Source organism: Pseudomonas sp. 478 (assembly GCF_003254125.1).
Taxonomy (GTDB): domain Bacteria; phylum Pseudomonadota; class Gammaproteobacteria; order Pseudomonadales; family Pseudomonadaceae; genus Aquipseudomonas.
This window is the reverse complement of sequence record NZ_QKZG01000007.1, coordinates 100,956-124,414: the sequence shown is the minus strand read 5'-3', so window position 1 is coordinate 124,414 and position 23,459 is coordinate 100,956. Positions and strand designations below refer to the sequence as shown.

Below are 23,459 nucleotides of genomic sequence, written 5' to 3'. Positions count from 1 at the left end.
ATATCGTGGAGATCAGTTGATGATTTACGAAGGTAAAGCCATCACGGTTAAGGCTCTTGAAAGTGGCATCGTCGAATTGAAATTCGACCTCAAGGGTGAGTCCGTCAACAAGTTCAACCGTCTAACCCTGAACGAACTGCGTCAGGCCGTAGACACCATCAAGGCAGATGCTTCGATCAAGGGTGTGATCGTCAGCAGTGGCAAGGACGTGTTCATCGTCGGCGCCGACATCACCGAATTTGTCGAGAACTTCAAGCTGCCTGATGCAGAGCTTGTTGCTGGCAACCTGGAAGCCAACAAGATTTTCAGCGATTTCGAAGACCTCAACGTCCCGACTGTCGCCGCGATCAATGGCATCGCCCTGGGTGGCGGTCTGGAAATGTGCCTGGCGGCGGACTACCGTGTCATGTCCACCAAGGCCAAGATCGGTCTTCCGGAAGTCAAGCTGGGTATCTACCCGGGCTTCGGCGGTACCGTGCGCCTGCCGCGCATCATCGGTGCCGACAACGCCATCGAATGGATTGCCGCCGGCAAGGAAAACCGCCCTGAAGACGCGCTGAAAGTCGGCGCAGTCGACGCAGTGGTTGCCCCAGAGAAACTGCAGGAAGCCGCTCTGGAGCTGATCAAGCGCGCCATCTCCGGCGAGTTCGACTACAAGGCCAAGCGTCAGCCGAAGCTCGAAAAGCTCAAGCTCAACGCCATCGAACAAATGATGTCGTTCGAAACCGCCAAGGGTTTCGTGGCCGGTCAAGCGGGTCCGAACTACCCGGCACCGGTCGAAGCGATCAAAACGATCCAGAAAGCCGCGAACTTCGGTCGCGACAAGGCGCTGGAAGTCGAAGCCAATGGTTTCGTCAAACTGGCCAAGACCTCTGCCGCACAGAGCTTGATCGGTCTGTTCCTGAACGATCAGGAGCTGAAGAAAAAGGCCAAGGCCTACGACGAAATCGCCAAAGACGTGAAGCAGGCTGCCGTATTGGGCGCTGGCATCATGGGTGGCGGTATCGCTTATCAGTCGGCCTCCAAAGGTACGCCGATCCTGATGAAAGACATCAACGAGCACGGCATCGAGCAAGGTCTGGCCGAAGCTGCCAAATTGCTGGTGGGCCGCGTTGATAAAGGTCGCATGACCCCGGCGAAAATGGCCGAAGTGCTCAATGGCATTCGTCCGACCCTTTCCTACGGTGATTTCGGGCACGTCGACCTGGTCGTCGAAGCCGTTGTCGAGAACCCAAAGGTCAAGCAAGCCGTTCTGGCCGAAGTCGAAGGCAAGGTCAAAGAGGACACCATCCTCGCGTCCAACACCTCGACCATTTCCATCACCTTGCTGGCCAAAGCCCTCAAGCGTCCGGAAAACTTCGTCGGCATGCACTTCTTCAACCCGGTGCACATGATGCCGCTGGTTGAAGTGATCCGTGGCGAGAAGTCCAGCGAAGTGGCTGTTGCCACCACCGTTGCCTACGCCAAGAAAATGGGCAAGAACCCGATCGTCGTCAACGACTGCCCGGGCTTCCTGGTCAACCGCGTGCTGTTTCCGTACTTCGGCGGTTTCGCCAAACTGGTCAGCGCCGGTGTGGACTTCGTCCGCATCGACAAGATCATGGAAAAATTCGGCTGGCCAATGGGCCCGGCGTACCTGATGGACGTAGTCGGCATCGACACCGGCCACCACGGTCGCGACGTGATGGCTGAAGGCTTCCCGGACCGCATGAAAGACGATCGTCGTTCGGCCATCGACGTGCTCTACGAAGCCAAGCGCCTGGGCCAGAAGAACGGCAAGGGCTTCTATGCCTACGAGACCGACAAGCGCGGCAAGCAGAAGAAAGTCGCCGATCCGTCGGTACTGGAAGTGCTCAAGCCGATTGTCTTCGAACAGCTTGAAGTCACCGACGAAGACATCATCAACTGGATGATGATCCCGCTGTGCCTGGAAACCGTGCGTTGCCTGGAAGACGGCATTGTCGAAACCGCTGCCGAAGCCGACATGGGTCTGGTCTACGGTATTGGTTTCCCTCCATTCCGTGGCGGTGCGCTGCGCTACATCGATTCGATCGGTGTTGCAGAGTTCGTTGCCCTGGCTGACCAGTACGCTGATTTGGGCGCGCTGTACCACCCGACCGCAAAACTGCGCCAAATGGCCAAAACCGGCCAGCGGTTCTTCGGTTAAGCGCCCCCAACTAGAGTGAGAGTGAATATATGAGCTTGAATCCTAGAGACGTCGTGATTGTCGACTTCGGTCGTACTCCGATGGGCCGCTCCAAGGGCGGCATGCACCGCAATACCCGCGCTGAAGACATGTCGGCGCACCTGATCAGTAAGTTGCTGGAACGCAACGTCAAGGTTGATCCGAGTGAAGTCGAAGACGTGATCTGGGGCTGTGTGAACCAGACCCTGGAGCAGGGCTGGAACATCGCCCGCATGGCGTCCCTGATGACTCAGATTCCGCACACCGCTGCCGGCCAGACCGTCAGCCGTCTGTGTGGTTCGTCGATGAGCGCTCTGCACACTGCCGCGCAAGCGATCATGACCGGCAACGGTGACGTGTTCGTGGTTGGCGGCGTCGAGCATATGGGTCACGTGAGCATGATGCACGGTGTCGATCCGAACCCGCACATGTCCCTGTATGCGGCGAAAGCCTCGGGCATGATGGGTTTGACCGCTGAAATGCTGGGTAAAATGCACGGCATTAGTCGCGAACAGCAGGACGCTTTCGGCGTGCGCTCCCACCAGCTCGCTCACAAGGCGACACTGGAAGGCAAGTTCAAAGACGAAATCATCCCGATGCAGGGCTATGACGAGAACGGTTTCCTGAAGCTGTTCGACTATGACGAAACCATTCGTCCGGAAACTACCCTGGAAAGCCTGGCGGCTCTCAAGCCAGCGTTCAACCCTAAGGGCGGCACCGTGACAGCCGGTACTTCGTCGCAAATCACTGATGGTGCTTCGTGCATGATCGTGATGTCGGCGCAGCGTGCACAAGACCTGGGCATTCAGCCAATGGCGGTGATTCGTTCGATGGCGGTGGCAGGTGTGGACCCGGCAATCATGGGCTATGGTCCAGTACCGGCGACACAAAAAGCACTGAAGCGCGCGGGTCTTGGCATTAACGATATCGACTTCTTCGAGCTCAACGAAGCTTTCGCCGCACAGGCCCTGCCAGTGCTGAAAGATTTGAAAGTACTCGACAAGATGAACGAGAAGGTTAACCTGCACGGCGGTGCGATTGCCCTGGGTCACCCATTCGGTTGCTCCGGTGCGCGTATCTCCGGCACTCTGCTGAACGTGATGAAGCAAAATGGCGGCACCTTCGGGGTAGCTACCATGTGCATTGGTCTCGGCCAAGGCATCTCCACCGTCTTCGAACGCGTTTAAGCGTTTCGTCGAAGGAAGCCGGGGCCAAGTGCCCCGGTTTTTGTTTTTCTGAATTTATTTTTGTTTTTATTTTGAAAAGATTTGAGCGAGGGCCAAACCATGCCGATACAACCTGGGCTCTACCAACATTACAAAGGTCCGCAGTACCGCGTATTCAGTGTTGCGCGGCATTCGGAAACCGATGAAGAAGTGGTCTTCTACCAAGCCCTGTATGGCGATTACGGCTTTTGGGTGCGTCCCTTGAGCATGTTCCTTGAGTCGGTCGAGGTTGACGGCGAACAGGTGCCACGCTTTGCTTTGGTGCAAGCCGAACCGAGCCTTTTTTCCAAGCCATAAGCTGAGTGCGCGCAAAACCCTGCGCTTGACCTCACCTTGTAGCCACTATATATAGCGGTGCCGCGTCAGGCGCCAACCGCCTTTCACTTCTAGAATTCAGGAATTTTCTGATCCATGGGCAAATCGCTGGTCATTGTGGAATCCCCGGCTAAGGCCAAGACCATCAACAAGTATCTGGGTAACCAATACGTGGTGAAGTCGAGTATCGGCCATATCCGAGACCTGCCCACCAGCGGTTCGGCTAGCGCCAGCAAAGAGCCAGCCGCCAAGCGCGGCAAGGCCGCCGCGGGTGAAGGTCCGGTGCTCACGCCGAAAGAGAAAGCGCGCAAGCAGCTGGTCTCGCGCATGGGTGTCGATCCCGATCATGGCTGGAAAGCCAAGTACGAGATCCTCCCGGGCAAGGAAAAGGTCATCGAAGAGCTGCGCCGGCTCGCCAAAGATGCTGACACCATCTATCTCGCAACCGACTTGGATCGCGAGGGGGAAGCCATTGCCTGGCACCTGCGCGAAGCCATCGGTGGTGATGACAGCCGCTACAAGCGTGTGGTGTTCAACGAAATCACCAAGAAGGCGATTCAGGAAGCCTTCTCCAAGCCGGGCGAGCTGGACATCGACCGTGTAAACGCCCAGCAGGCGCGTCGTTTCCTCGATCGCGTGGTGGGTTACATGGTTTCGCCGCTGCTGTGGGCCAAGGTTGCCCGTGGCCTGTCCGCCGGTCGCGTGCAATCGGTTGCCGTGAAGCTGGTTGTTGAGCGTGAGCGTGAAATCCGCGCGTTCAACCCGGAAGAGTACTGGGAGGTTCACGCCGACCTCGGCACCGCCAAGGGCGCAACCGTGCGCTTTGACGTGGCTCGCGAGAAAGGCGAAGCCTTCAAGCCGCTCAACGAAGCTCAGGCCATGGCCGCGCTGGAGAAGCTCAAGGCTTCCAGCTACAGCATCGTCAAGCGCGAAGACAAACCGACCAGCAGCAAGCCGTCGGCACCGTTCATCACGTCCACCCTGCAACAGGCTGCGAGTAACCGCTTGGGCTTCGGCGTGAAGAAAACCATGATGATGGCCCAGCGTCTTTATGAAGCCGGCTACATCACTTACATGCGTACCGACTCCACCAACCTTTCGGTTGATGCCGTGACGATGGCGCGTACTTATATTGAAGGCGAGTTCGGCAAGAAGTACCTGCCGGAAAACCCGAACGTCTACAGCAGCAAGGAAGGCGCACAAGAGGCTCACGAAGCGATTCGTCCCTCCGATGCCAATACCGAGCCAAGCAAGCTGTCGGGCATGGAGCGCGATGCTGAGCGGCTCTACGAGCTGATCTGGCGCCAGTTCCTCGCTTGCCAGATGCTGCCGGCCCAATACCTGTCGACCACTGTCACCGTCGGTGCCGGTGACTTCGAGTTGCGCGCCAAGGGCCGCATTCTGAAGTTCGACGGTTATACCCGCGTCATGCCGCAAATCGCCAAGCCTGGCGATGACGACGTGCTGCCGGACATGGCTCAGGGCGACGCGATGAAGCTGATCAAGCTTGATCCGACCCAGCATTTCACCAAGCCGCCGGCGCGTTACTCGGAAGCGAGCCTGGTTAAAGAAATGGAAAAACGCGGCATTGGTCGTCCTTCGACCTACGCGGCGATCATTTCGACCATCCAGGATCGTGGCTACGTAGCGCTGCACAACCGTCGTTTCTACTCGGAAAAGATGGGCGACATCGTTACCGAACGTCTGGCCGAGAGTTTCTCCAATCTCATGGACTACGGCTTCACCGCCGGCATGGAAGAGAACCTCGACGACGTGGCCCAGGGCGAGCGCGACTGGAAAAACGTACTCGACGAGTTCTACGGCGACTTCAAGAAGAAACTCGAAGTAGCCGAAAGCGCCGAAGGCGGCATGCGCGCCAACCAACCAGTGATGACTGACATTCCGTGCGTATTGTGCGGGCGTCCGATGCAGATTCGTACGGCATCGACTGGCGTGTTCCTTGGTTGCTCGGGCTACAGCCTGCCGCCGAAAGAGCGCTGCAAGGCCACCGTCAACCTGGTGCCGGGCGACGAAATCGCGGCGGACGACGAGGGTGAATCGGAATCGCTGGTGCTGCGTGGCAAGCACCGCTGCCCGATCTGCAGCACGGCGATGGACGCTTACCTGCTGGATGAGAAGCGCAAGCTGCACATCTGCGGTAACAACCCGGATTGCTCTGGCTACGAAATCGAAGAGGGCACTTATCGCATCAAAGGCTACGAAGGTCCGAGCCTGGAATGCGACAAGTGCGGCAGCGAGATGCAGCTCAAGACCGGCCGTTTCGGTAAGTTCTTCGGCTGCACCAATGCGACGTGCAAGAACACCCGCAAACTGCTGAAAAGTGGTGATGCCGCACCGCCGAAGATGGACCCGGTGAAGATGCCTGAGCTGAAATGCGAAAAGGTCAACGACACCTACATCCTGCGCGACGGTGCTTCCGGCCTGTTCCTGGCGGCCAGTCAATTCCCGAAAAACCGCGAGACGCGTGCTCCGCTGGTCATGGAAATTGTGCCGCACAAGGATGAGATCGATCCGAAGTACCACTTCCTCTGCGAAGCGCCGAAGAAAGATCCGGATGGCTTGCCAGCTGTGATCCGTTACAGCCGCAAAACCAAAGAGCAGTACGTACAGACTGAAGTCGACGGTAAGCCGACTGGCTGGAAAGCGTACTACGACGGCGGCAAGTGGACGGTTGAAGACAAGCGCCCGGCTAAGACTGCCAAGGCTTAAAAGGCGCTGTACACAAAAGGCCGCATGACAACCCTTGGGTTTTCATGCGGCCTTTTTGTTTTGTGCTTGCGGGAAGCGGAGCTGATCCACGACACTGTCTGACCTGCGTTAAGCAATTATTTCGTTGTGGAGGCTGCCGTCATGGCCCACGAACTCTATACCCGTACCAACCAGAAGATTTACTTCGCCGGCCTGTCGCTCGAAGCGCTCGCCAAAGCCGAAGAGGGGCGGGCGATGAACTCCCTGGCGCTGATCCAGGCCGGACGCGAGTCGGCCTTGTTTCACCTGTACGGTGCGTTGCTGGGGCTGTGCCATGAAATCGCCGGTTTCTATCGCTTGCCTCAGGCCAATGCGCCTCGGGCCGAGTTATTGCTGACGCGCGAAGTGCTTGAAGCCATCGCGATTCCGGAAATGGCCGAGATGGTCGAGTTGGCCAATAATTCGGAAACCTGGCTGGCCAAACTGCTGGCAGCCCACGCTGCGCTGTTTCAGCCGCCACGGGCGCCGCACAAGCCTAAGGGTGACGTGACGCAGCCGCTGATCCTGGCCGTTAACCTGGATGAAGAAGAGGCTCCTCAAGAGCTGAGCCGGGAAGAGCTGGAGAGCTGGCGTCAGAACCTCAAGGGGCTGGCGATTCGGTTTCGCGAAGGCCTGAACGAGTGCTGAGCACATAATTGCATCGGACACTGCGTTACGTTGGTCTCTTCAGGGATGAAGCATGTCTTCCATTTTGCACAACAAAAAACTGCGTCAGTTATTTGAGCAGTCGGACGCCCGTGTCGAAGCGGCAACCAGTACCGCAGATCTGCTCGAGGTGATAAAGCAGCTCAGGGCTTTTGGTGCGCCGCTGGCGTTCGATAACGCCACACCCAGGCTGTTCCGTTATATCGGATTGGGATTGATCGCTGCCACCCTTCTTTTCATACCTTTTATCGTGCTGGGCATCGCTTTTCTATTGGGCGGCTGGCTTGTTATGGACCACAGGTCCGGGGTGATCGACGCTCTTTCTAAAAAAATCACCCATAAATCTTCATTGCTCACCTATGGGTTAAGGGAGTCGTTCAACCCGGATGTACAAGTGCTGAAGACTTTGGGTGGGGAGTTCAAGGACTTCCATCGAGGCTCCTACAGCCGACAGATTTTGAAATCGGTTCAAGGTACTTACCTTGGCGCGGTTCATGAGTTGCCTTTCACTTGCCAGCACTTGCAGTACGTTGATCGCGAAAGTTACAAGACCACCGTGCCAGATGGGGCAGGCGGTACCAAGGTTGAAAGCAAGACGGTTGACCGCGAGTTTGACCGGTACAACCTGGTGCTGGGTTTTCCGTGGGTCGAGAATGTGGTCGTGCGCGGTGACAGGCATTGGGAAGTGGATCTTGAGGAGGCTCTGGATACAGCTTCCAGCGAATTCAATAGCGCGTTTCACCTGACAGGCAGTACCCAGATGGCCTGTGCCGTTTTTGCCAAGCCCGCGACGGTGCTTCACCTACTGCAGCTCCATCAGCAATTGAGCGACGTCAATCTGGAGTTCTCGGAGCATGGGCGGCTGTGTCTGAGTTTCAGCGATCCTGGATTGCTTGCGCCCAGCGCAACCGAAGGGCTCCAAAATCTGCAGGCCTTTGAGCAGTTAGTTGAGGCGGGTATTCGCTTGCCTCGTCTGGACTTCTTGCTGTCGTGGGTCCATCGATTGGCCGAATTGCATGACGATAACTTCGCGCTTTCCCCGAAACCTTTAAAAAACATGGAGTATTAGACGATGGGGTTGTTATTGATTATCGCGGTGGTAGTCGGGATTACCTTCTGGACCTGTTACAACCGAATCATTGGGCGACATAATCGGGCTCAGCGCGCCTGGGCTGATGTCCTGGTGTATGAGCGGCAGAAAACCCGGGTGCTCGATTTGCTTGAGCAGCAGGTTGCAGGCTTCAAAGAGTACGAAGGTGCGCTGCTGGAAAAGATCACGGCTCTGCGCTCGGCCATCGGCAAACTGCCACAAGAGGCGAACGGGGACGCTCTACAGCCGGTGCAAAAGGGAACGCGGGAATTGCTGACGGGATTGACCGTGGCATTTGAAGCTTATCCAGAGCTCAAGTCCAATGAGTTGGTTAACAACTTCATGCGGGAAATCACTGAGCAGCAAGAAAACATCGGTGCGGCCATTACCATCTTCAATGGCGCGGTAGAGGTGTTCAATAACTCGATCCAGATGTTTCCTAACTCCTTTGTGAATGGCTGCCTCAACAAAAAATCGATAATCACTCCATTTTCCGACTCCCTGGCTTCCGCAGCATTTGAGTACAAGCCGAATTTTTAAAGGTGGAGGATGACAGGCTCGGTCAGTCTGGAATGTTCGCAAAAAGCTTTTTTGTAGCGGCTGGCTGATTACCGTTCCTCAAGATCCCGAGCGAAGCCTGGCCGATGCCTATATAATCCCCGCCTTTCGTGGAGAACAGACCTTTATGCCAACGTCCTTTCTAGAAATTGTCGAGTTACCAGACGGCCGTATCGAGCTGCGCAGGGCTGAGGACGAGGGTTCTCTGGTTACTTTGGATTTCTCCGAGGATGCCAAAGCGTTCCTGCAGGGCCAGCACGTGGAAGTCGCCAAGGCGATGTTGAGCGTCGGCGTTCAGATGGCCGGACGCTTGGTTGAAGGCGATTTCAATACGGACGAGGCGTCTCGGGTTCTTCATTGATCCCGCCTGTCGGTTTTTGTTGATATCGCTACAGGTTGGCTTCTCTATCCTTGGAGAAGCCCCGCGCTGTTCAGCACGCGCACTATTTGTCAGTTAACCCAGTCGAATATTCAGGCTTTGTGCGTCCCCGATCCGGGCGGCGCTGATCAACTGTTGCCGTGAAGTTGTACTCAATGGGTTGAGCCAGCTGACCACCGTGTGGCTGCGGCCCAGGCGCAAGGCCTCGCAGGTCAACTGCTGAGCGCTCTGAGTGCCGCGCGGTTGCAGCAGCAGGATGCGTTCGCGGTTAAGGCCGGCGTCCCGCAACCAGGCCTGGGTCAGGCTGGCGGGCGGAGCGATCAGCGTCAGCCAGCGCGCGTCCTGGTCTTGGCTCAGTTCCCTGAGAATCGGTGCAAGAAGGTTCAGGCAATTCCCGGCTGCACCACGCAGCGACAGCTCACTGAAGACTTCGGGCTCGGTACTCCAGGGTGACTCGACCACGTCTTTCAGGATCGGCGCCAATGGCTGCACCATGAAAGCCTCGAACAACGGCAGTTGGGCTTGCTGTGATGTGTGTGGGAACTGCATAAAGCCTCCTTTAGCGGCGAATGACGCCGACACTCAAGCCTTCGATCACCAGTTCCTGATCTTTCAGGTTCACTTCGATAGGGGCGAATTCAGGGTTTTCGGCAATCAACCAGACCTTGCTGCCATCGCGCTTGAAACGCTTGACGGTCACTTCGTCACCGATCCGCGCCACTACGATCTGGCCGTTGCGGGCTTCGCGGGTGGTGTGCACTGCCAGCAGGTCACCGTCGAAAATCCCCACATCCTTCATGCTCATGCCATGAACCCGAAGTAGATAGTCGGCGCGAGGATGGAAGAACGACGGGTTGATGTTGCAGGACTCTTCGATGTGCTGCTGGGCGAGGATCGGGGCACCGGCAGCCACTCGGCCAATGATCGGCAGGGTGGACTCGTCGGCCTTGGCTTCGAAGCCGGGGATGCGAATACCACGGGAAGCACCGGGCGTCATCTCGATCGCACCCTTGCGGGCCAGCGCCTTGAGGTGTTCTTCCGCCGCATTGGGCGACTTGAAACCCAGTTCCTGAGCGATTTCCGCGCGGGTGGGTGGGTAGCCGTTGTCTTCGAGGCAGCGTTTGATGAAGGCCAGAATCTCTGCTTGGCGTGGCGTCAGCTTTAGCATATTGATCGCTCTGTCTTTTTATACAGTGACTGGGATTATATACAGTGGAACGATCTTGGCAATGCTCCTTTTTTTGCCGACCGCCAGACGGTCGATGAGCCTGCTGATTCACGCTTGCGAGTTGTATGGTTAAATAGCTGACCGACCATTCCCAAAACGAACCGTCAGGCTTGACAAGGCCTGGGCTGAAACGTATGTTTCAAACAAGTGTTTGTCAGGCGGAGTAGCCATGGCCCAGTCGGAAACCGTTGAACGCATTCTTGATGCTGCCGAGCAATTGTTCGCGGAAAAAGGTTTTGCTGAAACCTCATTGCGTCTGATCACCAGCAAGGCGGGTGTCAATCTGGCGGCGGTGAACTATCACTTCGGTTCTAAGAAGGCGCTGATCCAGGCAGTTTTCTCGCGCTTTCTCGGGCCGTTCTGCTTAAGCCTTGATAAAGAACTCGAGCGGCGTCAAGCCAAGCCGGAGAACAAGCCGACGCTTGAAGAGCTGCTGGAAATCCTCGTCGAGCAAGCCCTGGTGGTGCAACCACGCAGCGGCAACGATCTGTCGATTTTCATGCGTTTGCTGGGCCTGGCTTTCAGTCAGAGCCAAGGGCACTTGCGGCGTTATCTGGAAGACATGTACGGCAAGGTGTTCCGCCGCTACATGATGTTGGTCAACGAAGCTGCACCGCGTATTCCGCCGATTGAGCTGTTCTGGCGTGTGCACTTCATGCTCGGCGCCGCCGCGTTCAGCATGTCCGGCATCAAGGCCTTGCGCGCAATTGCCGAGACAGACTTCGGCGTCAACACCTCCATTGAGCAAGTAATGCGTCTGATGGTGCCGTTTCTGGCCGCGGGCATGCGCGCCGAAACCGGTGTGTCCGATGTGGCCATGGCCACTGCGCAGCTGCGTCCGCGCAGTAAATCAACCCCGGTTGCCGCCAAGGTTTAACTGCACACGGGTGGGCGCGGCAGCTGACATCCGCTAAGCTAGCCGCCCATGCCGACTCTCGTTCTGAACCCGCTCCCTATTTATATCGTCGACCTGCCGGGCATAGCCCATGGCGGCGATTGCGTGCGAGCCGGGTTTATCGTTATCAAGGAATCTCTATGACTGCTGGCCTGCAAGGCTCGTTGATGGTGGACGTCGCCGGTACCTGGCTGACGGCTGAAGATCGCCAATTGTTGCGCCAGCCCGAAGTGGGCGGCCTGATCATTTTCGCCCGCAATATCGAACACCCGCGTCAGGTGCGCGAGTTGAGCGCCTCAATCCGCGCCATTCGCCCCGATCTGCTGTTGGCCGTCGACCAGGAGGGCGGCCGGGTTCAGCGTTTGCGTCAGGGCTTTGTACGACTGCCAGCCATGCGCGCCATTGCTGACAATCCGAATGCCGAGTACCTCGCCGAGCAGTGCGGCTGGATCATGGCGACTGAAGTGCTGGCCGTCGGTCTCGATTTGAGCTTCGCTCCGGTGCTGGACCTCGACTTCCAGCGCAGCGCCGTAGTCGGTACCCGTTCATTTGAAGGTGATCCCGAGCGTGCAGCATTGCTGGCGGGAGCCTTCATTCGCGGCATGAACAGCGCCGGCATGGCCGCCACCGGCAAGCACTTTCCCGGTCACGGCTGGGCCGAGGCCGATTCCCATGTTGCGATCCCTGTTGATGAGCGCAGTCTCGACGAAATTCGCGCCAATGACCTGGTGCCGTTCACCCGACTGAGCAAGCAATTGGCTGCGGTCATGCCGGCCCACGTGATCTATCCACAAGTCGATTCCCAGCCTGCCGGCTTCTCCCGCCGCTGGTTGCAGGACATCCTGCGTGGCGAGCTGCAATTCGATGGCGTGATCTTCAGCGATGACCTGTCCATGGCCGGTGCCCACGTGGTCGGCGATGCGGCCAGCCGTATCGAAGCGGCGCTGACGGCCGGTTGCGACATGGGCCTGGTGTGCAACGATCGTGCGGCCGCTGAACTGGCCTTGAGTGCCGCCCAGCGTCTGAAGGTCAAGCCGTCCGAGCGCATCGCGCGGATGCGCGGCCAGTCGTACGCCAGCACTGAATACCGTCAAGACCCGCGCTGGCTGACAGCCGTGGGCGCGCTCAAAGAGGCTCAACTGATAGATTGAGGACTTTTCGTGATGACGGTTTACGCGATTATCGGCGGCACCGGCCTGACTGAGCTCGAAGGCCTGAGCATTCGTCAGTCACTGGTTGTGGACACCCCTTACGGCGCGCCTTCGGCTGAAGTGCAGATCGGCGAGTACGCCGGCAAGGAAGTGCTGTTCCTCGCGCGTCACGGTCATCCTCACCGCTTCCCGCCGCATCAGGTGAACTACCGCGCCAACCTCTGGGCGCTGAAGCAGGCTGGCGCCGAAGCGATTCTCGCGGTCAACGCCGTGGGTGGGATTCATTGCGCGATGGGTACCGGACATTTCTGCGTGCCGCATCAGCTGATCGACTACACCAGCGGTCGCGAACACACCTATTTCGCCGATGATCTCGAACAGGTCACACACATCGACTTCAGTTATCCCTACAGCGAGCCACTGCGTCAGCAGTTGATCGCGGCGCTGGCGGCCGAAGGTGTCGGCTACAGCAGTCATGGCGTGTACGCCTGCACTCAAGGGCCGCGGCTGGAAACTGTCGCTGAAATCGCCAGACTGGAACGCGACGGATGCGACATCGTCGGCATGACCGGGATGCCGGAAGCGGCCTTGGCTCGTGAGCTGGAACTGGATTACGCCTGTCTGGCGCTGGTCGTAAACCCGGCGGCGGGCAAGTCGACGGCAGTGATTACCATGGCCGAGATCGAGCAAGCGTTGCGTGACGGGATGGGGAAGGTGAAGTCGACGTTGGTGCGGGTGCTTAGAGGCTGAGCGGTCGTCACCCCGAGTTGACCCCATCGCGAGCAGGCTCGCTCCCACATTGGATCTGTGTTTACCGACAATAATGGAGGAAAAACTAAACTAATGTGGGAGCGAGCCTGCTCGCGAAGGCGATCTACCTGTCGCCGCTATTTTTCGAGTTTATCCGGCAACGGCGCAAACAACGCTTCAATATCATCACTCTGCAACTTCCAGTCCCCGGTCTTGCGTCCATCCAGCACGCCAGCCGCCAAGTCGGATTTTTCCTTCTGCAGATGCTGAATCTTCTCTTCCACCGTGCCCCTGGCAATCATCTTGTAGACGAACACCGGTTTCTCCTGACCAATGCGGTACGCCCGGTCAGTCGCCTGATTTTCTGTCGCCGGGTTCCACCACGGATCGTAGTGAATCACCGTGTCGGCTTCGGTCAGGTTCAGGCCGACGCCACCGGCCTTCAAGCTGATCAGAAAGATCTGACGCTTGCCGCTCTGGAAGTCTTTGACCGGTGCGCGCCGGTCGCGGGTCTGCCCGGTTAGCAGCGCATAATCGACTCCGCGTTTTTTCAGCTCATCTTCGATCAACGACAGCATTGAAGTGAACTGCGAGAACAGCAGAATCCGCCGACCCTCATCGAACAATTCCTCAAGCATTTCCATCAGGCTGTCGAGCTTGCCCGACGTGCTGCCGCGAGTGGGCAGGGTGGCATCGTTGACCAGACGCAAATCGCAGCAAACCTGACGCAGTTTCAGCAGCGCCTCAAGAATGATGATCTGGCTGCGCGCCACACCCTTGCGGGTGATCTCGTCGCGGACTTTCTTGTCCATCGCCAGGCGCATGGTTTCGTACACGTCGCGCTGGGCTTCGTTAAGTTCGACCCAATGGATGATTTCAGTTTTCGGCGGCAGCTCAGTGGCCACTTGTTCCTTGGTTCGACGCAGCAGGAACGGTTTTATCCGACCGTTGAGGTGCTGAAGTCGCACTTCGCTGGCGCGCTTTTCGATCGGCACGCGGTAATCGCGGTTGAAGCTTTTTACGTCACCCAGCCAGCCGGGCAGCAGGAAGTGGAACAGAGACCACAGCTCACCCAGGTGGTTTTCCAGCGGCGTGCCGCTCAGGCACAGACGCTGACGGGCATTCAATTCGCGGGCAGCGTGGGCGGCCTTGCTGTTGGGGTTTTTGATGTATTGCGCTTCGTCCAGAACCAACACGTGCAAAGGCTGCGCAGCGAGACGTTCGACGTCTTTGGGCAGCAGTGCATAGGTGGTCAGGATCAGGTCGTAATCGGCCAGCGTGTCGAAATGCTTTTTGCGACTGGCGCCGTACAGCGCCAGCACTTTGAGTTGCGGTGTGAAGTGCGCCGCTTCATCCAGCCAGTTGGGGATCAGGCTGGTGGGCATCACCACCATGCACGGCCGATCGAGGCGTCCGGCGTTCTTCTCGCTGAGAATGTGCGCCAGGGTCTGTAGGGTTTTGCCCAGACCCATGTCGTCCGCGAGAATCCCGCCGACTTCCAGTTGTCGCAACGACTGCATCCAGCTCAAGCCTTCCAGCTGATAGGGGCGCAAGGTCGCGTTCAAGCCTTCCGGTGCGGTCGCGGTGAAGTCCTTGATGTCCCGCAGCCGCTGGGCAAAGGTGCGAATTTGCTCGCCGCCCTCCCAGAGCAAAGGCAGGTCTTCCAGCGGATTCAGTCGCGTGGCATCGGCCTTGCTCAGGCGCAGCGTCGTTTCGCCGGGCCCTTGCAGGTAGAACTCGCCGAGGGTCGCCAGTACCGGTTTCAATCGGCCGAAGGGCAGGGCGACTTGCAACGGCCCGTGCTCGGAGTTCGGTCGATTGGGAATATTCACCAGGATCAACTCGTCGTCGCGACGTCGTGCAAGGCGTTCCGGATTGAGGATCTCGGTGTGAGAGCGCATCAGGTTCAGCAGGATCGGCAGCAGGCTCAGCCGCTCGCCGTTGACGATGATTCCCAGCTCCAGATCGAACCAGTCGCGCTCCGGCGCTTGTTCGACGGTGGCGTACCAATCGTCCACGGCAGTCAGGTCGAAACCGAAGTCTTCGTCGATCTGCAACTCCCAACCCTGGGTACGCAGCTTCGGCAGTTCATTGAGGGTGAAGGTCAGCCAGGCGCTGTCGTTGACCATTTCGAAAAGTTCGCCGGCGCTTTCCGGCAAGGCCTTGCTTTGCCGGGTGGCAACCTTGAAACCGAGGATTCGCAGCTGTTCCCTGTAGGTCTGTTCGACTTCCGGGTGGCGTTTTATCCGTAACGTTTGCGTCTCCTGACGAATCAGAATGTCGGCGTTCTTCTGCCCGGAAACGTATTCATCCAGATAGCTGAATGACAACGCCGCGCGATGCTGAATGTAACGCTGCATTTTGCCATTGCGCGGTTCGAAGGCGCTGAACTCGATGCTCGCCAGCCACAAGCGAGGTACCGGTTGCACGTTATCCACCAGCACTTGCGGGGCCTTCGGGCTACGGTTTTCCAGTACGGCTTGAAGTTTCTCGAGTAGCTCGGCGTCTTGCGCGGCGGCTGGGTAGGCGAGGGTTTCCTGCACCTTCAGGAGCACCGCTGCGCAATGTTTGCAGTTGCTGTGGACCGGGCAGGTGCACGTGGCATCGATCATCAGCAAAGTGGCTTTGGCCGACTCGCGCAGGCGAATGGTCTGACGGTAAACGTTACCGCCAGAGCCCTCGCAGGCGGCAATGATCGTGGCGTCGCCGGCCTCGACGATCCTGACGCGGTTCTCCAAAGCGTAGCGACGGCCACGCTCCAGGCTCTGTTCCTTGAATCGGCTGACCCAGGAAGGTGCCAGGGGTTTGCTCAGGGTCGCTGACATAAGGACTCAATCAGTCCGGAATTTCATCGGGGGCTGGCCGAGGCGCAGGGGCGGTGAGCGAGGTGATCTTGATCAACATGCCCAAGTGGCCGTTGTCGAGGAAGTTCAGCTGGCCGTTCTTGGTGTGGCTTTCCTGGTTCATGCGTTCGCTGGCGGTGACCATGCCGTTGGCGTCGATCTGGTTAACCCAGAAATCCGCGTCTACATCAGTGAAACGTCCCAGTTTCAAGCTCAGGGTGCCTTCGATCGGGAACTGGCCGAACTGTTCCGCGCCGTCGCTGATCGCGATTTTGCTGGTTGTTTCACCGAGCATCTGTTGCCAGGCCTTGTGCAGCAGTACGGTGTAGTCGCTGCTGGCGGTGAGTTTTTTCACTTCGTCATTAAGGCTTGGCGTGCGCAGGCTGTCAGGGCTGATGTGTTGGGCGCCGGCCGCCCAGTCTTCCGGTGCGGCGCGGCTGATGATAGCGGGCACGGCGTTTTGGCGGACCAGAATCATTTCTATCTGATAGAGGTCATCGGCAAACGTCGTTGGCGCAACCAGGGTCATCAACAGGATCAGTGAGCGAAACAGGCGCATGCGGCGTCCTTCAAGCAGTTTTCGGAATGAGGTGCTCAAACAGCGCCTCTACAGTATTAAAGCGCTCTTCCGGGCGCTCCATCGGCACCTGGAACTTAAACATCGTGGCGCCTTCGAATTTGTAGCGTTTGGGCTGGCTCTGGATCAGTTTGATCAGCGTCAGCGGGTCGACCGGGGTTTGTGTCGCGAACTCGATTCGGCCACCTTGCGGGCCGCCGTCGACTTTCTTGATGCCCAGTAGCTCGGCCTGCAATTTCAGCGCGGTAATGCGCATCAGGTTCTTGGTCGGTTCCGGCAACAGACCGAAACGATCGATCATCTCCACCTGCAAATCCTTGAGGCCTTCCTCGTCGGAGGCCGAGGCGATGCGTTTGTAGAGAATCAGTCGGGCGTGTACGTCCGGCAGATAGTCCTCGGGAATCAACGCCGGTACCCGCAGATTGACTTCCGGACCACCGCCGAGCGGTTGATCGAGGTTCGGTTGTTCGCCCTTGCGGATCGACTTCACCGCGCGCTCGAGCATTTCCATGTACAGGGTGAAACCGACGGCCTGGATCTGTCCGCTCTGCCCGTCGCCGAGCAATTCACCGGCGCCACGGATTTCCAGGTCGTTGGTGGCGAGCACGAAGCCCGCGCCGAGGTCCTGGGTATTGGCGATCGCTTCCAGACGTTTTTCGGCGTCAGGCGTGATTTGCTGGCGCGGCGGCGTCAGCAAATAAGCGTAAGCCTGGTGGTGGCTGCGACCGACCCGGCCGCGCAACTGGTGCAGCTGCGCCAGGCCGAACTTGTCGGCACGCTCGATGATGATGGTGTTGGCGCTCGGCACGTCAATGCCGGTCTCGATGATGGTCGAGGCGATCAGCACGTTGAAGCGCTTGTGGTAGAAGTCGCTCATCACTTGTTCGAGATCACGTTCGCGCATCTGCCCGTGGCCGATGCCGATCCGTGCTTCCGGCACCAGTTCAGCGAGGTCGGCGGCGCATTTCTCGATGGTCTTCACATCGTTGTGCAGGTAGTAGACCTGACCGCCACGCAGCAGCTCACGGAGCAAGGCTTCTTTGACCGTGCTCTTGTTCTGCTCCATGACGAACGTCCGTACCGACAGGCGACGGGCCGGCGGCGTGGCGATGATCGACAGATCGCGCATGCCCGACACGGCCATGTTCAGCGTGCGCGGAATCGGCGTGGCGGTCAGGGTGAGAATGTCGACTTCACTGCGCAGGGCCTTGAGCTGTTCCTTCTGACGGACACCGAAACGGTGCTCTTCGTCGATGATCACCAGCCCCAGGTTTTTGATTTTCACGTCGTCCTGCAGCAGCTTGTGCGTGCCGATGACGATGTCGATCTTGCCTTCGGCCAGGTCCGCAACCGCAGCGTTGACTTCCTTGGTCGACTTGAAGCGGCTCATCACTTCCACGCTCACCGGCCAGTCGGCGAAGCGGTCGCGGAAGCTGTTGTAATGCTGCTGGGCGAGCAGGGTGGTCGGCACCAGAATGGCTACCTGGCGACCGCCGTGTACCGCGATGAACGCGGCGCGCATCGCCACTTCGGTCTTGCCGAAACCGACGTCGCCGCAGACCAGCCGGTCCATCGGTTTCGGCGCGAGCATGTCGGTGCGCACGGCGTCGATGGTGGTTTGCTGGTCCGGTGTTTCTTCGAACGGGAAGCCGGCGCTGAAGGTCGCGTAATCGGCTTTCGGGTCGGCGAACGCATAACCTTCGCGAGCGGCACGGCGGGCATAGATGTCGAGTAATTCCGCCGCCACATCGCGCACCTGTTCGGCAGCTTTGCGTTTGGCTTTCTGCCAGGTCTCGGAGCCGAGGCGGTGCAGCGGGGCCAAGGCATCATCGCTGCCGGTGTATCGGGCGATCAGATGCAGGTTGGCCACCGGCACGTAAAGCTTGGCGTTTTCGGCGTATTCGAGGGTCAGGAATTCAGCGGCCTGACTATCGATTTCCAGGATCGTCAGCCCGAGATAGCGACCGACGCCGTGATCGATATGCACCACCGGCGCGCCTTCGCGCAGCTCGGTGAGGTTTTTGATCACGGCGTCGTTGTTGGCGTCGGCGCGTTTTTCGCGGCGACGGCGTTGCATCACGCGTTGACCGAACAATGGGCTTTCGGCGACCAGCGCCAGCGCCGGGTCGTCGAGTACCAGGCCTTCGTCGAGCGGCGCGATGGTGATCGCCAGGCGCTCCTTGCTCGCGACGAAGTCCGGCCAGCTGTCGACGGTTTTCGGTCGCAGCTTCAGGCGTTCCAGCAACTCCAGCAGTACTTCACGACGGCCCGCGGATTCGGCGGTAAACAGCACGCGACCGGGGAACTCGTCGAGGAAACCCGCCAGCGCCGCCAACGGTTGGGTGGCCTTGGCTTCGATGGCCAGGTTCGGCAGCTCCCGAGCGGGGAAGCGCTCGCGGCCGACGCCGGTTTCCACGTCCTGTTGACTGGCGACCACGCGTGGCCAATTCTTTAGGCGCGCAAAGCAATCTTCCACCGGCAGGAACAACTCGGCCGGCGGCAATAAAGGACGGGCCGGATCGACGCGACGCTCTTCATAGCGATTGCGCACGTCGTTCCAGAAGTTTTCCGCCGCTTGCTCGATGCCCGGCAAGGAAAACACTTGCGTTTCCTGCGGCAGATAATCGAACAGCGTGGAAGTTTCATCGAAAAACAGCGGCAAGTAGTACTCGATACCGGCCGGTGTAATCCCGCTGCTCAAATCCTGAAAGATCGGGCAGCGACGGAAGTCGACATCGAAACGTTCACGGAAGCGCGCCTTGAAGCGGGTGACCGCATCCTTTTGCAGCGGGAACTCTCTCGCTGGCAGGAGGCGAACCGTTTCAACCTTGTCGATGGAGCGCTGGTTTTCCGGATCGAAGGTACGAAGGGTCTCGATTTCGTCGTCGAACAGGTCGATGCGGAAAGGCAGTTTGCTGCCCATCGGGAACAGGTCGATCAACGAACCGCGCACGGTGAATTCGCCATGCTCGTAGACGGTATCGACGTAGCGATAGCCGCTGGCCTCGAGCCGGGTGCGCATTTGCTCGACATCGAGCTTCTGGCCGATGTCCAGCACCAGGCTGCTGCCGAGCAGGAATTTGGTCGGCGCCAAGCGATGCAGGGCCGTGGTGATCGGCACGACCAGAACGCCATGACTCAGTTCCGGCAACCGATACAGGGCGGAGATTCGCTGGGAAATAATGTCCTGGTGCGGCGAAAACAGATCGTAGGGCAGGGTTTCCCAGTCCGAGAAATGCAGCACCGGCAAATCCGGGGCGAAGAAACTCAGCTCCTGTTCCAGCCGTTCGGCACTTTGGCTGTCGGCGGTCAGCAGCAGGGTGAAGCGCTTGGCAGCGCTGGCGGCCTCGGCAATAGCCAGGCTCAGGGCGGCACCGGGCAGGTTGCCCCAGTGCTGTTTACCTGCCGCGGCAGGGAGAAGCGGTAGACGCAGAACGGGCACGGAAGGTTGAGCTCCAAGCGTTGCGACAAAGTCGGTAATTGTAGCGGTCCCGGGTGCCGCCTGTCAGTTGCAGATGTGTCTATTACACAGGTTGGGCGAAATGTAGTGGTAAAGACAAAATCGGCCCGTTTTTTAGTAAAAATGACTGAATATGTAGTGGCAAAACGGTCGAGTGTTACGGAGGGTTACAGACAAGACAGCGATGTCTCCGAAAAAATGACTGCTTTGCAGGCCCCGGTTTTATTGGGCTTGAGCCGTGCGTCATTTTTTTGAAGAGGATTTTGTTACTGGCCGCGCGACAAGCGCGCATTGCTACGGGAGGCACTCGGCGGCATAATGTAGCCCCTTTTTTCTGCCCCTACATGTGGAAGGTTCCCGTGACTCAGAAGCCCGACCAGTGTCTTGGTGAATGGATCGACCGTGAAGCACTCGCAGAAGCGATGATTCCGCTTATCGGTCAGCTCTACCGCAATAACAACGTGGTGAGCTCGATCTATGGCCGCAGTCTGATCAACCAGTCTGTCATCGCGATTCTCAAAGCTCACCGCTTTGCTCGCCATCGCCAGTCCGATGACAGCGAATTGTCCGTCCACGAAACATTCCCGCTGCTCAAGGCAATGAGCGAGCTCAAGCTCGGCGCTGCTTCGGTAGACCTGGGCAAGCTTGCAGTCAAGTTCAAGGCTGAAGGCAATGGCCGCACTGCCGAGCAGTTCGTCCGTGAAGAACTGGCTGACGTCGTTGGTCAGCAAAATGTTTCCGCCCGCAAAGGCACCGACGTTGTTCTGTACGGCTTCGGTCGTATCGGCCGTCTGCTGGCGCGCATCCTGATCGAGAAAACCGGTGGTGGCGACGGCCTGCGTCTGCGCGCCATCGTTGTCCGCAAGGGCGCCGAAAACGATCTGGTCAAACGCGCCAGCTTGCTGCGCCGCGATTCGGTACACGGTTCGTTCAATGGCACCATCACCATCGATGAAGCCAACAACACCATCACCGCCAACGGCAACCTGATCCAGGTTATCTACGCGAAAAACCCGACTGAAGTGGACTACACCCAGTACGGCATCAAAGACGCACTGCTGGTGGACAACACCGGTGTATGGCGTGACGCCGACGGCCTGGGCCAGCACCTGGCTTGCCCGGGTATCGATCGCGTTGTTCTGACCGCGCCTGGCAAAGGCAAGCTGAAGAACATCGTTCACGGCATCAACCACGGTGAAATCACCGCTGATGACAAGATCGTTTCCGCGGCTTCCTGCACCACCAACGCCATCGTGCCGGTGCTCAAAGCCGTCAACGACAAGTTCGGCATCATCAACGGTCACGTTGAAACGGTTCACTCGTACACCAACGACCAGAACCTGATCGACAACTTCCACAAAGGCGATCGCCGTGGCCGTAGCGCCGCGTTGAACATGGTGATCACCGAGACCGGTGCTGCCACCGCTGCTGCCAAGGCGCTGCCTGAGCTGGCCGGCAAGTTGACCGGTAACGCGATCCGCGTTCCGACGCCTAACGTGTCGATGGCCATTCTCAACCTGAACCTTGAGAAAGCCGCCACCCGTGAAGAGATGAACGAGTACCTGCGCTACATGGCGCTGCACTCCGATCTGCATAAGCAAATCGACTACGTCAATTCGCAGGAAGTGGTTTCCACCGACTTCGTTGGCTCGCGCCACGCAGGCGTAGTGGACGCTGAAGCAACCATCAGCCAAGACAACCGCGTTGTTCTGTACGTTTGGTACGACAACGAATTCGGTTACAGCTGCCAGGTGGTTCGCGTGATGGAAGACATGGCCGGTGTAAACCCGCCTGCATTCCCGCGCTAAGCATTAGCTGCACATGAAAACGCCCCGACTTTGGTCGGGGCGTTTTTGTTTGTGTGGTTTGTCAGTTACAGGTGTGTTGCCTGAATAGGCCTCTTCGCGAGCAAGCCCGCTCCCACATTGGTCCTGCGTACACAGATCCACTGTGGGAGCGGGCTTGCTCGCGAAGGCGATCTATCGAGCGCCGCCTACTACAGCCGCCTGCGCAGTACGCAGTTCATGCTTGTTGCCACGGAACAACACCAGCGTCGCAATCAGCCCCAACACCGCCGCGCCACTGAGCCAGATCCCCGGCGCAGCCTTGTTGTCCAGCACATGAATCAGGTACGTACACGCCGCCGGCGTAAACCCCCCGAATGTTGCAGTCGCCAGGCTGTAGGCCAAAGAGAATCCAGTTGTACGAACTTCCACCGGTATGATCTCGGTCAGCGCCACCACCATGGCGCCGTTATACGAGCCATACAGGAACGACAGCCACAATTCGACGATCAGCAAGTGGCTGAAGCTCGGGTTTGCTACCAGCCATGACAGGGCAGGGTAGGCGGTGAGGATCGCCAGAATCGTCGCCGCCAGCAGTAAGGGTTTGCGTCCGATCCTGTCGGAAACAGAACCCATGACCGGCAGCCAGAAGAAGTTCGACAGGCCAATGCACACCGTCACCAGTAATGCATCCAGATCCGACAGATGCAGTTCGGCTTTACCGAAGGTCGGGGTGTAGGCGGTGATCAGGTAGAACGACACCGTGGTCATCACCACCAACGCCATGCCGGCGATGACGATGCCGAAGTTCTGTCCAATCGAACGAACGATGTCCCGCAGGGTAGGGCGATGTTTGCGCGCCTGGAATTCCGGCGTCTCTTCCAGCGAACGACGAATCACGAAGATCACCGGCACGATCATGCAGCCGATCAGGAACGGCACGCGCCAGCCCCAATCACCCATTTGTTCGGGGCTGAGCCAGTGGTTCAAGCCAACACCCAGCAGGCCGGCGAATACCACCGCCGCTTGCTGACTGGCGGACTGCCAACTGACAAAGAAGCCTTTGCGGCCCGGGGTGGAAATCTCGGCGAGGTAGACCGACACACCGCCCAGTTCCACCCCGGCCGAGAACCCTTGCAGCAAACGACCGAACAGCACAATCAGCGGCGCCGCAACGCCCAAAGTGGCGTAACCCGGCACACAGGCAATCAGTACCGTGCCGGCCGCCATCATCGCGAGGGTGATGATCAGCCCTTTGCGTCGACCATGGCGGTCGATATAGGCGCCGAGGAAAATCGCCCCCAATGGACGCATCAGGAAGCCGGCCCCGAAGGTGGCCAGGGACAACATCAGGGAGGCGAAAGCGCTATCGGCAGGGAAGAAGGTCTTGGCAATGGCCGTGGCGTAAAAGCCGTAGACCATAAAGTCGAACATCTCGAGAAAGTTACCGCTGACAACGCGAAAAATCGCTTTGCCTTTGCTCGTGTTGGAGGACATATGTAGGTACTCACGCTGGTACATCTTGTTTGAAACGCTGCACCTGTGGGAGTGAGCCTGCTCGCGATGGCGTGGGGTCAATCGGCATTGATGTTGGCTGACACACC

At 58.4% G+C, this 23,459-nt stretch carries 18 protein-coding genes; 12 read left to right on the top strand and 6 right to left on the bottom strand.

What is annotated here, in order from left to right; all coding sequences use genetic code 11:
• Positions 1 to 19: 19 nt before the first annotated feature.
• From fadB to DFS28_RS16100, 8 genes are all read left to right on the top strand, one after another.
• Positions 20 to 2,167 carry a fatty acid oxidation complex subunit alpha FadB gene (fadB, locus tag DFS28_RS16135; RefSeq protein WP_111450593.1) on the top strand — a complete coding sequence of 716 codons (2,148 nt, stop codon included), beginning with the start codon at positions 20 to 22 and terminating at the stop codon, positions 2,165 to 2,167.
• Positions 2,168 to 2,196: 29 nt separating this feature from the next.
• On the top strand, positions 2,197 to 3,372 hold the full coding sequence (gene fadA / locus DFS28_RS16130; protein WP_076030378.1) for an acetyl-CoA C-acyltransferase FadA: 1,176 nt from the start codon (positions 2,197 to 2,199) through the stop codon (positions 3,370 to 3,372).
• Positions 3,373 to 3,471: 99 nt separating this feature from the next.
• The gene (locus DFS28_RS16125; protein WP_111450592.1) at positions 3,472 to 3,708 is read left to right on the top strand and encodes a DUF1653 domain-containing protein; all 237 of its coding nucleotides are present in this window, start codon (positions 3,472 to 3,474) and stop codon (positions 3,706 to 3,708) included.
• Between the two features lie 114 nt (positions 3,709 to 3,822).
• Positions 3,823 to 6,456 (top strand): type I DNA topoisomerase, encoded by a 2,634-nt coding sequence (gene topA / locus DFS28_RS16120; RefSeq protein ID WP_008151419.1) that lies wholly within the window; start codon positions 3,823 to 3,825, stop codon positions 6,454 to 6,456.
• A gap of 141 nt (positions 6,457 to 6,597) precedes the next feature.
• Entirely contained in the window at positions 6,598 to 7,122 is a 525-nt protein-coding gene (locus tag DFS28_RS16115; RefSeq protein WP_111450591.1) for a DUF6586 family protein, read from the top strand.
• Between the two features lie 52 nt (positions 7,123 to 7,174).
• Complete coding sequence (locus tag DFS28_RS16110; protein WP_111450590.1) at positions 7,175 to 8,209, top strand: hypothetical protein; 1,035 nt, start codon at positions 7,175 to 7,177, stop codon at positions 8,207 to 8,209.
• 3 nt (positions 8,210 to 8,212) lie between these two features.
• Complete coding sequence (locus DFS28_RS16105) at positions 8,213 to 8,770, top strand: LemA family protein (RefSeq protein ID WP_111450589.1); 558 nt, start codon at positions 8,213 to 8,215, stop codon at positions 8,768 to 8,770.
• A gap of 145 nt (positions 8,771 to 8,915) precedes the next feature.
• Complete coding sequence (locus DFS28_RS16100) at positions 8,916 to 9,149, top strand: hypothetical protein (protein ID WP_008151412.1); 234 nt, start codon at positions 8,916 to 8,918, stop codon at positions 9,147 to 9,149.
• A gap of 93 nt (positions 9,150 to 9,242) precedes the next feature.
• Here the strand turns inward: DFS28_RS16100 and sulA are convergent, their stop codons facing one another.
• Both sulA and lexA read right to left on the bottom strand, forming a co-directional pair.
• Positions 9,243 to 9,716, bottom strand: a complete 474-nt coding sequence (gene sulA / locus DFS28_RS16095; RefSeq protein ID WP_076030379.1) for an SOS-induced cell division inhibitor SulA — start codon at positions 9,714 to 9,716, stop codon at positions 9,243 to 9,245.
• Between the two features lie 10 nt (positions 9,717 to 9,726).
• Positions 9,727 to 10,335 carry a transcriptional repressor LexA gene (gene lexA / locus DFS28_RS16090; protein WP_007933171.1) on the bottom strand — a complete coding sequence of 203 codons (609 nt, stop codon included), beginning with the start codon at positions 10,333 to 10,335 and terminating at the stop codon, positions 9,727 to 9,729.
• Positions 10,336 to 10,564: 229 nt separating this feature from the next.
• Here lexA and DFS28_RS16085 point away from each other — a divergent pair, with 229 nt between their 5' ends.
• The 3 genes from DFS28_RS16085 to DFS28_RS16075 all read left to right on the top strand — a co-directional run bounded on the left by DFS28_RS16085 (position 10,565) and on the right by DFS28_RS16075 (position 13,191).
• Complete coding sequence (locus DFS28_RS16085) at positions 10,565 to 11,272, top strand: TetR/AcrR family transcriptional regulator (protein ID WP_111450588.1); 708 nt, start codon at positions 10,565 to 10,567, stop codon at positions 11,270 to 11,272.
• 170 nt (positions 11,273 to 11,442) lie between these two features.
• Positions 11,443 to 12,441: a beta-N-acetylhexosaminidase gene (nagZ, locus tag DFS28_RS16080; protein WP_178082215.1), complete on the top strand. Its 999-nt coding sequence runs from the start codon at positions 11,443 to 11,445 to the stop codon at positions 12,439 to 12,441.
• A gap of 12 nt (positions 12,442 to 12,453) precedes the next feature.
• Positions 12,454 to 13,191, top strand: a complete 738-nt coding sequence (locus DFS28_RS16075; RefSeq protein ID WP_111450586.1) for an S-methyl-5'-thioinosine phosphorylase — start codon at positions 12,454 to 12,456, stop codon at positions 13,189 to 13,191.
• A gap of 137 nt (positions 13,192 to 13,328) precedes the next feature.
• Here DFS28_RS16075 and DFS28_RS16070 read toward each other — a convergent pair whose 3' ends face one another.
• From DFS28_RS16070 to mfd, 3 genes are read right to left on the bottom strand one after another with little or no spacing between them, the layout of a single operon-like run.
• Positions 13,329 to 16,016: a DEAD/DEAH box helicase gene (locus tag DFS28_RS16070; protein ID WP_111450585.1), complete on the bottom strand. Its 2,688-nt coding sequence runs from the start codon at positions 16,014 to 16,016 to the stop codon at positions 13,329 to 13,331.
• A gap of 10 nt (positions 16,017 to 16,026) precedes the next feature.
• Positions 16,027 to 16,593 (bottom strand): CsiV family protein, encoded by a 567-nt coding sequence (locus tag DFS28_RS16065; RefSeq protein WP_111450584.1) that lies wholly within the window; start codon positions 16,591 to 16,593, stop codon positions 16,027 to 16,029.
• Positions 16,594 to 16,603: 10 nt separating this feature from the next.
• Positions 16,604 to 20,053, bottom strand: a complete 3,450-nt coding sequence (gene mfd, locus DFS28_RS16060) for a transcription-repair coupling factor (protein ID WP_111450583.1) — start codon at positions 20,051 to 20,053, stop codon at positions 16,604 to 16,606.
• A 362-nt stretch (positions 20,054 to 20,415) separates the two neighbouring features.
• Here mfd and DFS28_RS16055 point away from each other — a divergent pair, with 362 nt between their 5' ends.
• On the top strand, positions 20,416 to 21,879 hold the full coding sequence (locus DFS28_RS16055; protein WP_033061910.1) for a glyceraldehyde-3-phosphate dehydrogenase: 1,464 nt from the start codon (positions 20,416 to 20,418) through the stop codon (positions 21,877 to 21,879).
• A 171-nt stretch (positions 21,880 to 22,050) separates the two neighbouring features.
• On the opposite strand, the gene DFS28_RS16050 is transcribed toward DFS28_RS16055, so the two are convergent.
• The gene (locus tag DFS28_RS16050; RefSeq protein ID WP_111450582.1) at positions 22,051 to 23,352 is read right to left on the bottom strand and encodes an MFS transporter; all 1,302 of its coding nucleotides are present in this window, start codon (positions 23,350 to 23,352) and stop codon (positions 22,051 to 22,053) included.
• Positions 23,353 to 23,459: the final 107 nt, after the last annotated feature.

What these genes read in the sequence shown, in the direction of transcription:
- fadB (WP_111450593.1), top strand. Translation starts at nt 20, where the DNA reads ATGATTTACGAAGGTAAAGCCATCACGGTTAAGGCTCTTGAAAGTGGC.
- fadA (WP_076030378.1), top strand. Translation starts at nt 2,197, where the DNA reads ATGAGCTTGAATCCTAGAGACGTCGTGATTGTCGACTTCGGTCGTACT.
- DFS28_RS16125 (WP_111450592.1), top strand. Translation starts at nt 3,472, where the DNA reads ATGCCGATACAACCTGGGCTCTACCAACATTACAAAGGTCCGCAGTAC.
- topA (WP_008151419.1), top strand. Translation starts at nt 3,823, where the DNA reads ATGGGCAAATCGCTGGTCATTGTGGAATCCCCGGCTAAGGCCAAGACC.
- DFS28_RS16115 (WP_111450591.1), top strand. Translation starts at nt 6,598, where the DNA reads ATGGCCCACGAACTCTATACCCGTACCAACCAGAAGATTTACTTCGCC.
- DFS28_RS16110 (WP_111450590.1), top strand. Translation starts at nt 7,175, where the DNA reads ATGTCTTCCATTTTGCACAACAAAAAACTGCGTCAGTTATTTGAGCAG.
- DFS28_RS16105 (WP_111450589.1), top strand. Translation starts at nt 8,213, where the DNA reads ATGGGGTTGTTATTGATTATCGCGGTGGTAGTCGGGATTACCTTCTGG.
- DFS28_RS16100 (WP_008151412.1), top strand. Translation starts at nt 8,916, where the DNA reads ATGCCAACGTCCTTTCTAGAAATTGTCGAGTTACCAGACGGCCGTATC.
- sulA (WP_076030379.1), bottom strand. Translation starts at nt 9,716, where the DNA reads ATGCAGTTCCCACACACATCACAGCAAGCCCAACTGCCGTTGTTCGAG.
- lexA (WP_007933171.1), bottom strand. Translation starts at nt 10,335, where the DNA reads ATGCTAAAGCTGACGCCACGCCAAGCAGAGATTCTGGCCTTCATCAAA.
- DFS28_RS16085 (WP_111450588.1), top strand. Translation starts at nt 10,565, where the DNA reads ATGGCCCAGTCGGAAACCGTTGAACGCATTCTTGATGCTGCCGAGCAA.
- DFS28_RS16075 (WP_111450586.1), top strand. Translation starts at nt 12,454, where the DNA reads ATGACGGTTTACGCGATTATCGGCGGCACCGGCCTGACTGAGCTCGAA.
- DFS28_RS16070 (WP_111450585.1), bottom strand. Translation starts at nt 16,016, where the DNA reads ATGTCAGCGACCCTGAGCAAACCCCTGGCACCTTCCTGGGTCAGCCGA.
- DFS28_RS16065 (WP_111450584.1), bottom strand. Translation starts at nt 16,593, where the DNA reads ATGCGCCTGTTTCGCTCACTGATCCTGTTGATGACCCTGGTTGCGCCA.
- DFS28_RS16055 (WP_033061910.1), top strand. Translation starts at nt 20,416, where the DNA reads ATGTGGAAGGTTCCCGTGACTCAGAAGCCCGACCAGTGTCTTGGTGAA.
- DFS28_RS16050 (WP_111450582.1), bottom strand. Translation starts at nt 23,352, where the DNA reads ATGTCCTCCAACACGAGCAAAGGCAAAGCGATTTTTCGCGTTGTCAGC.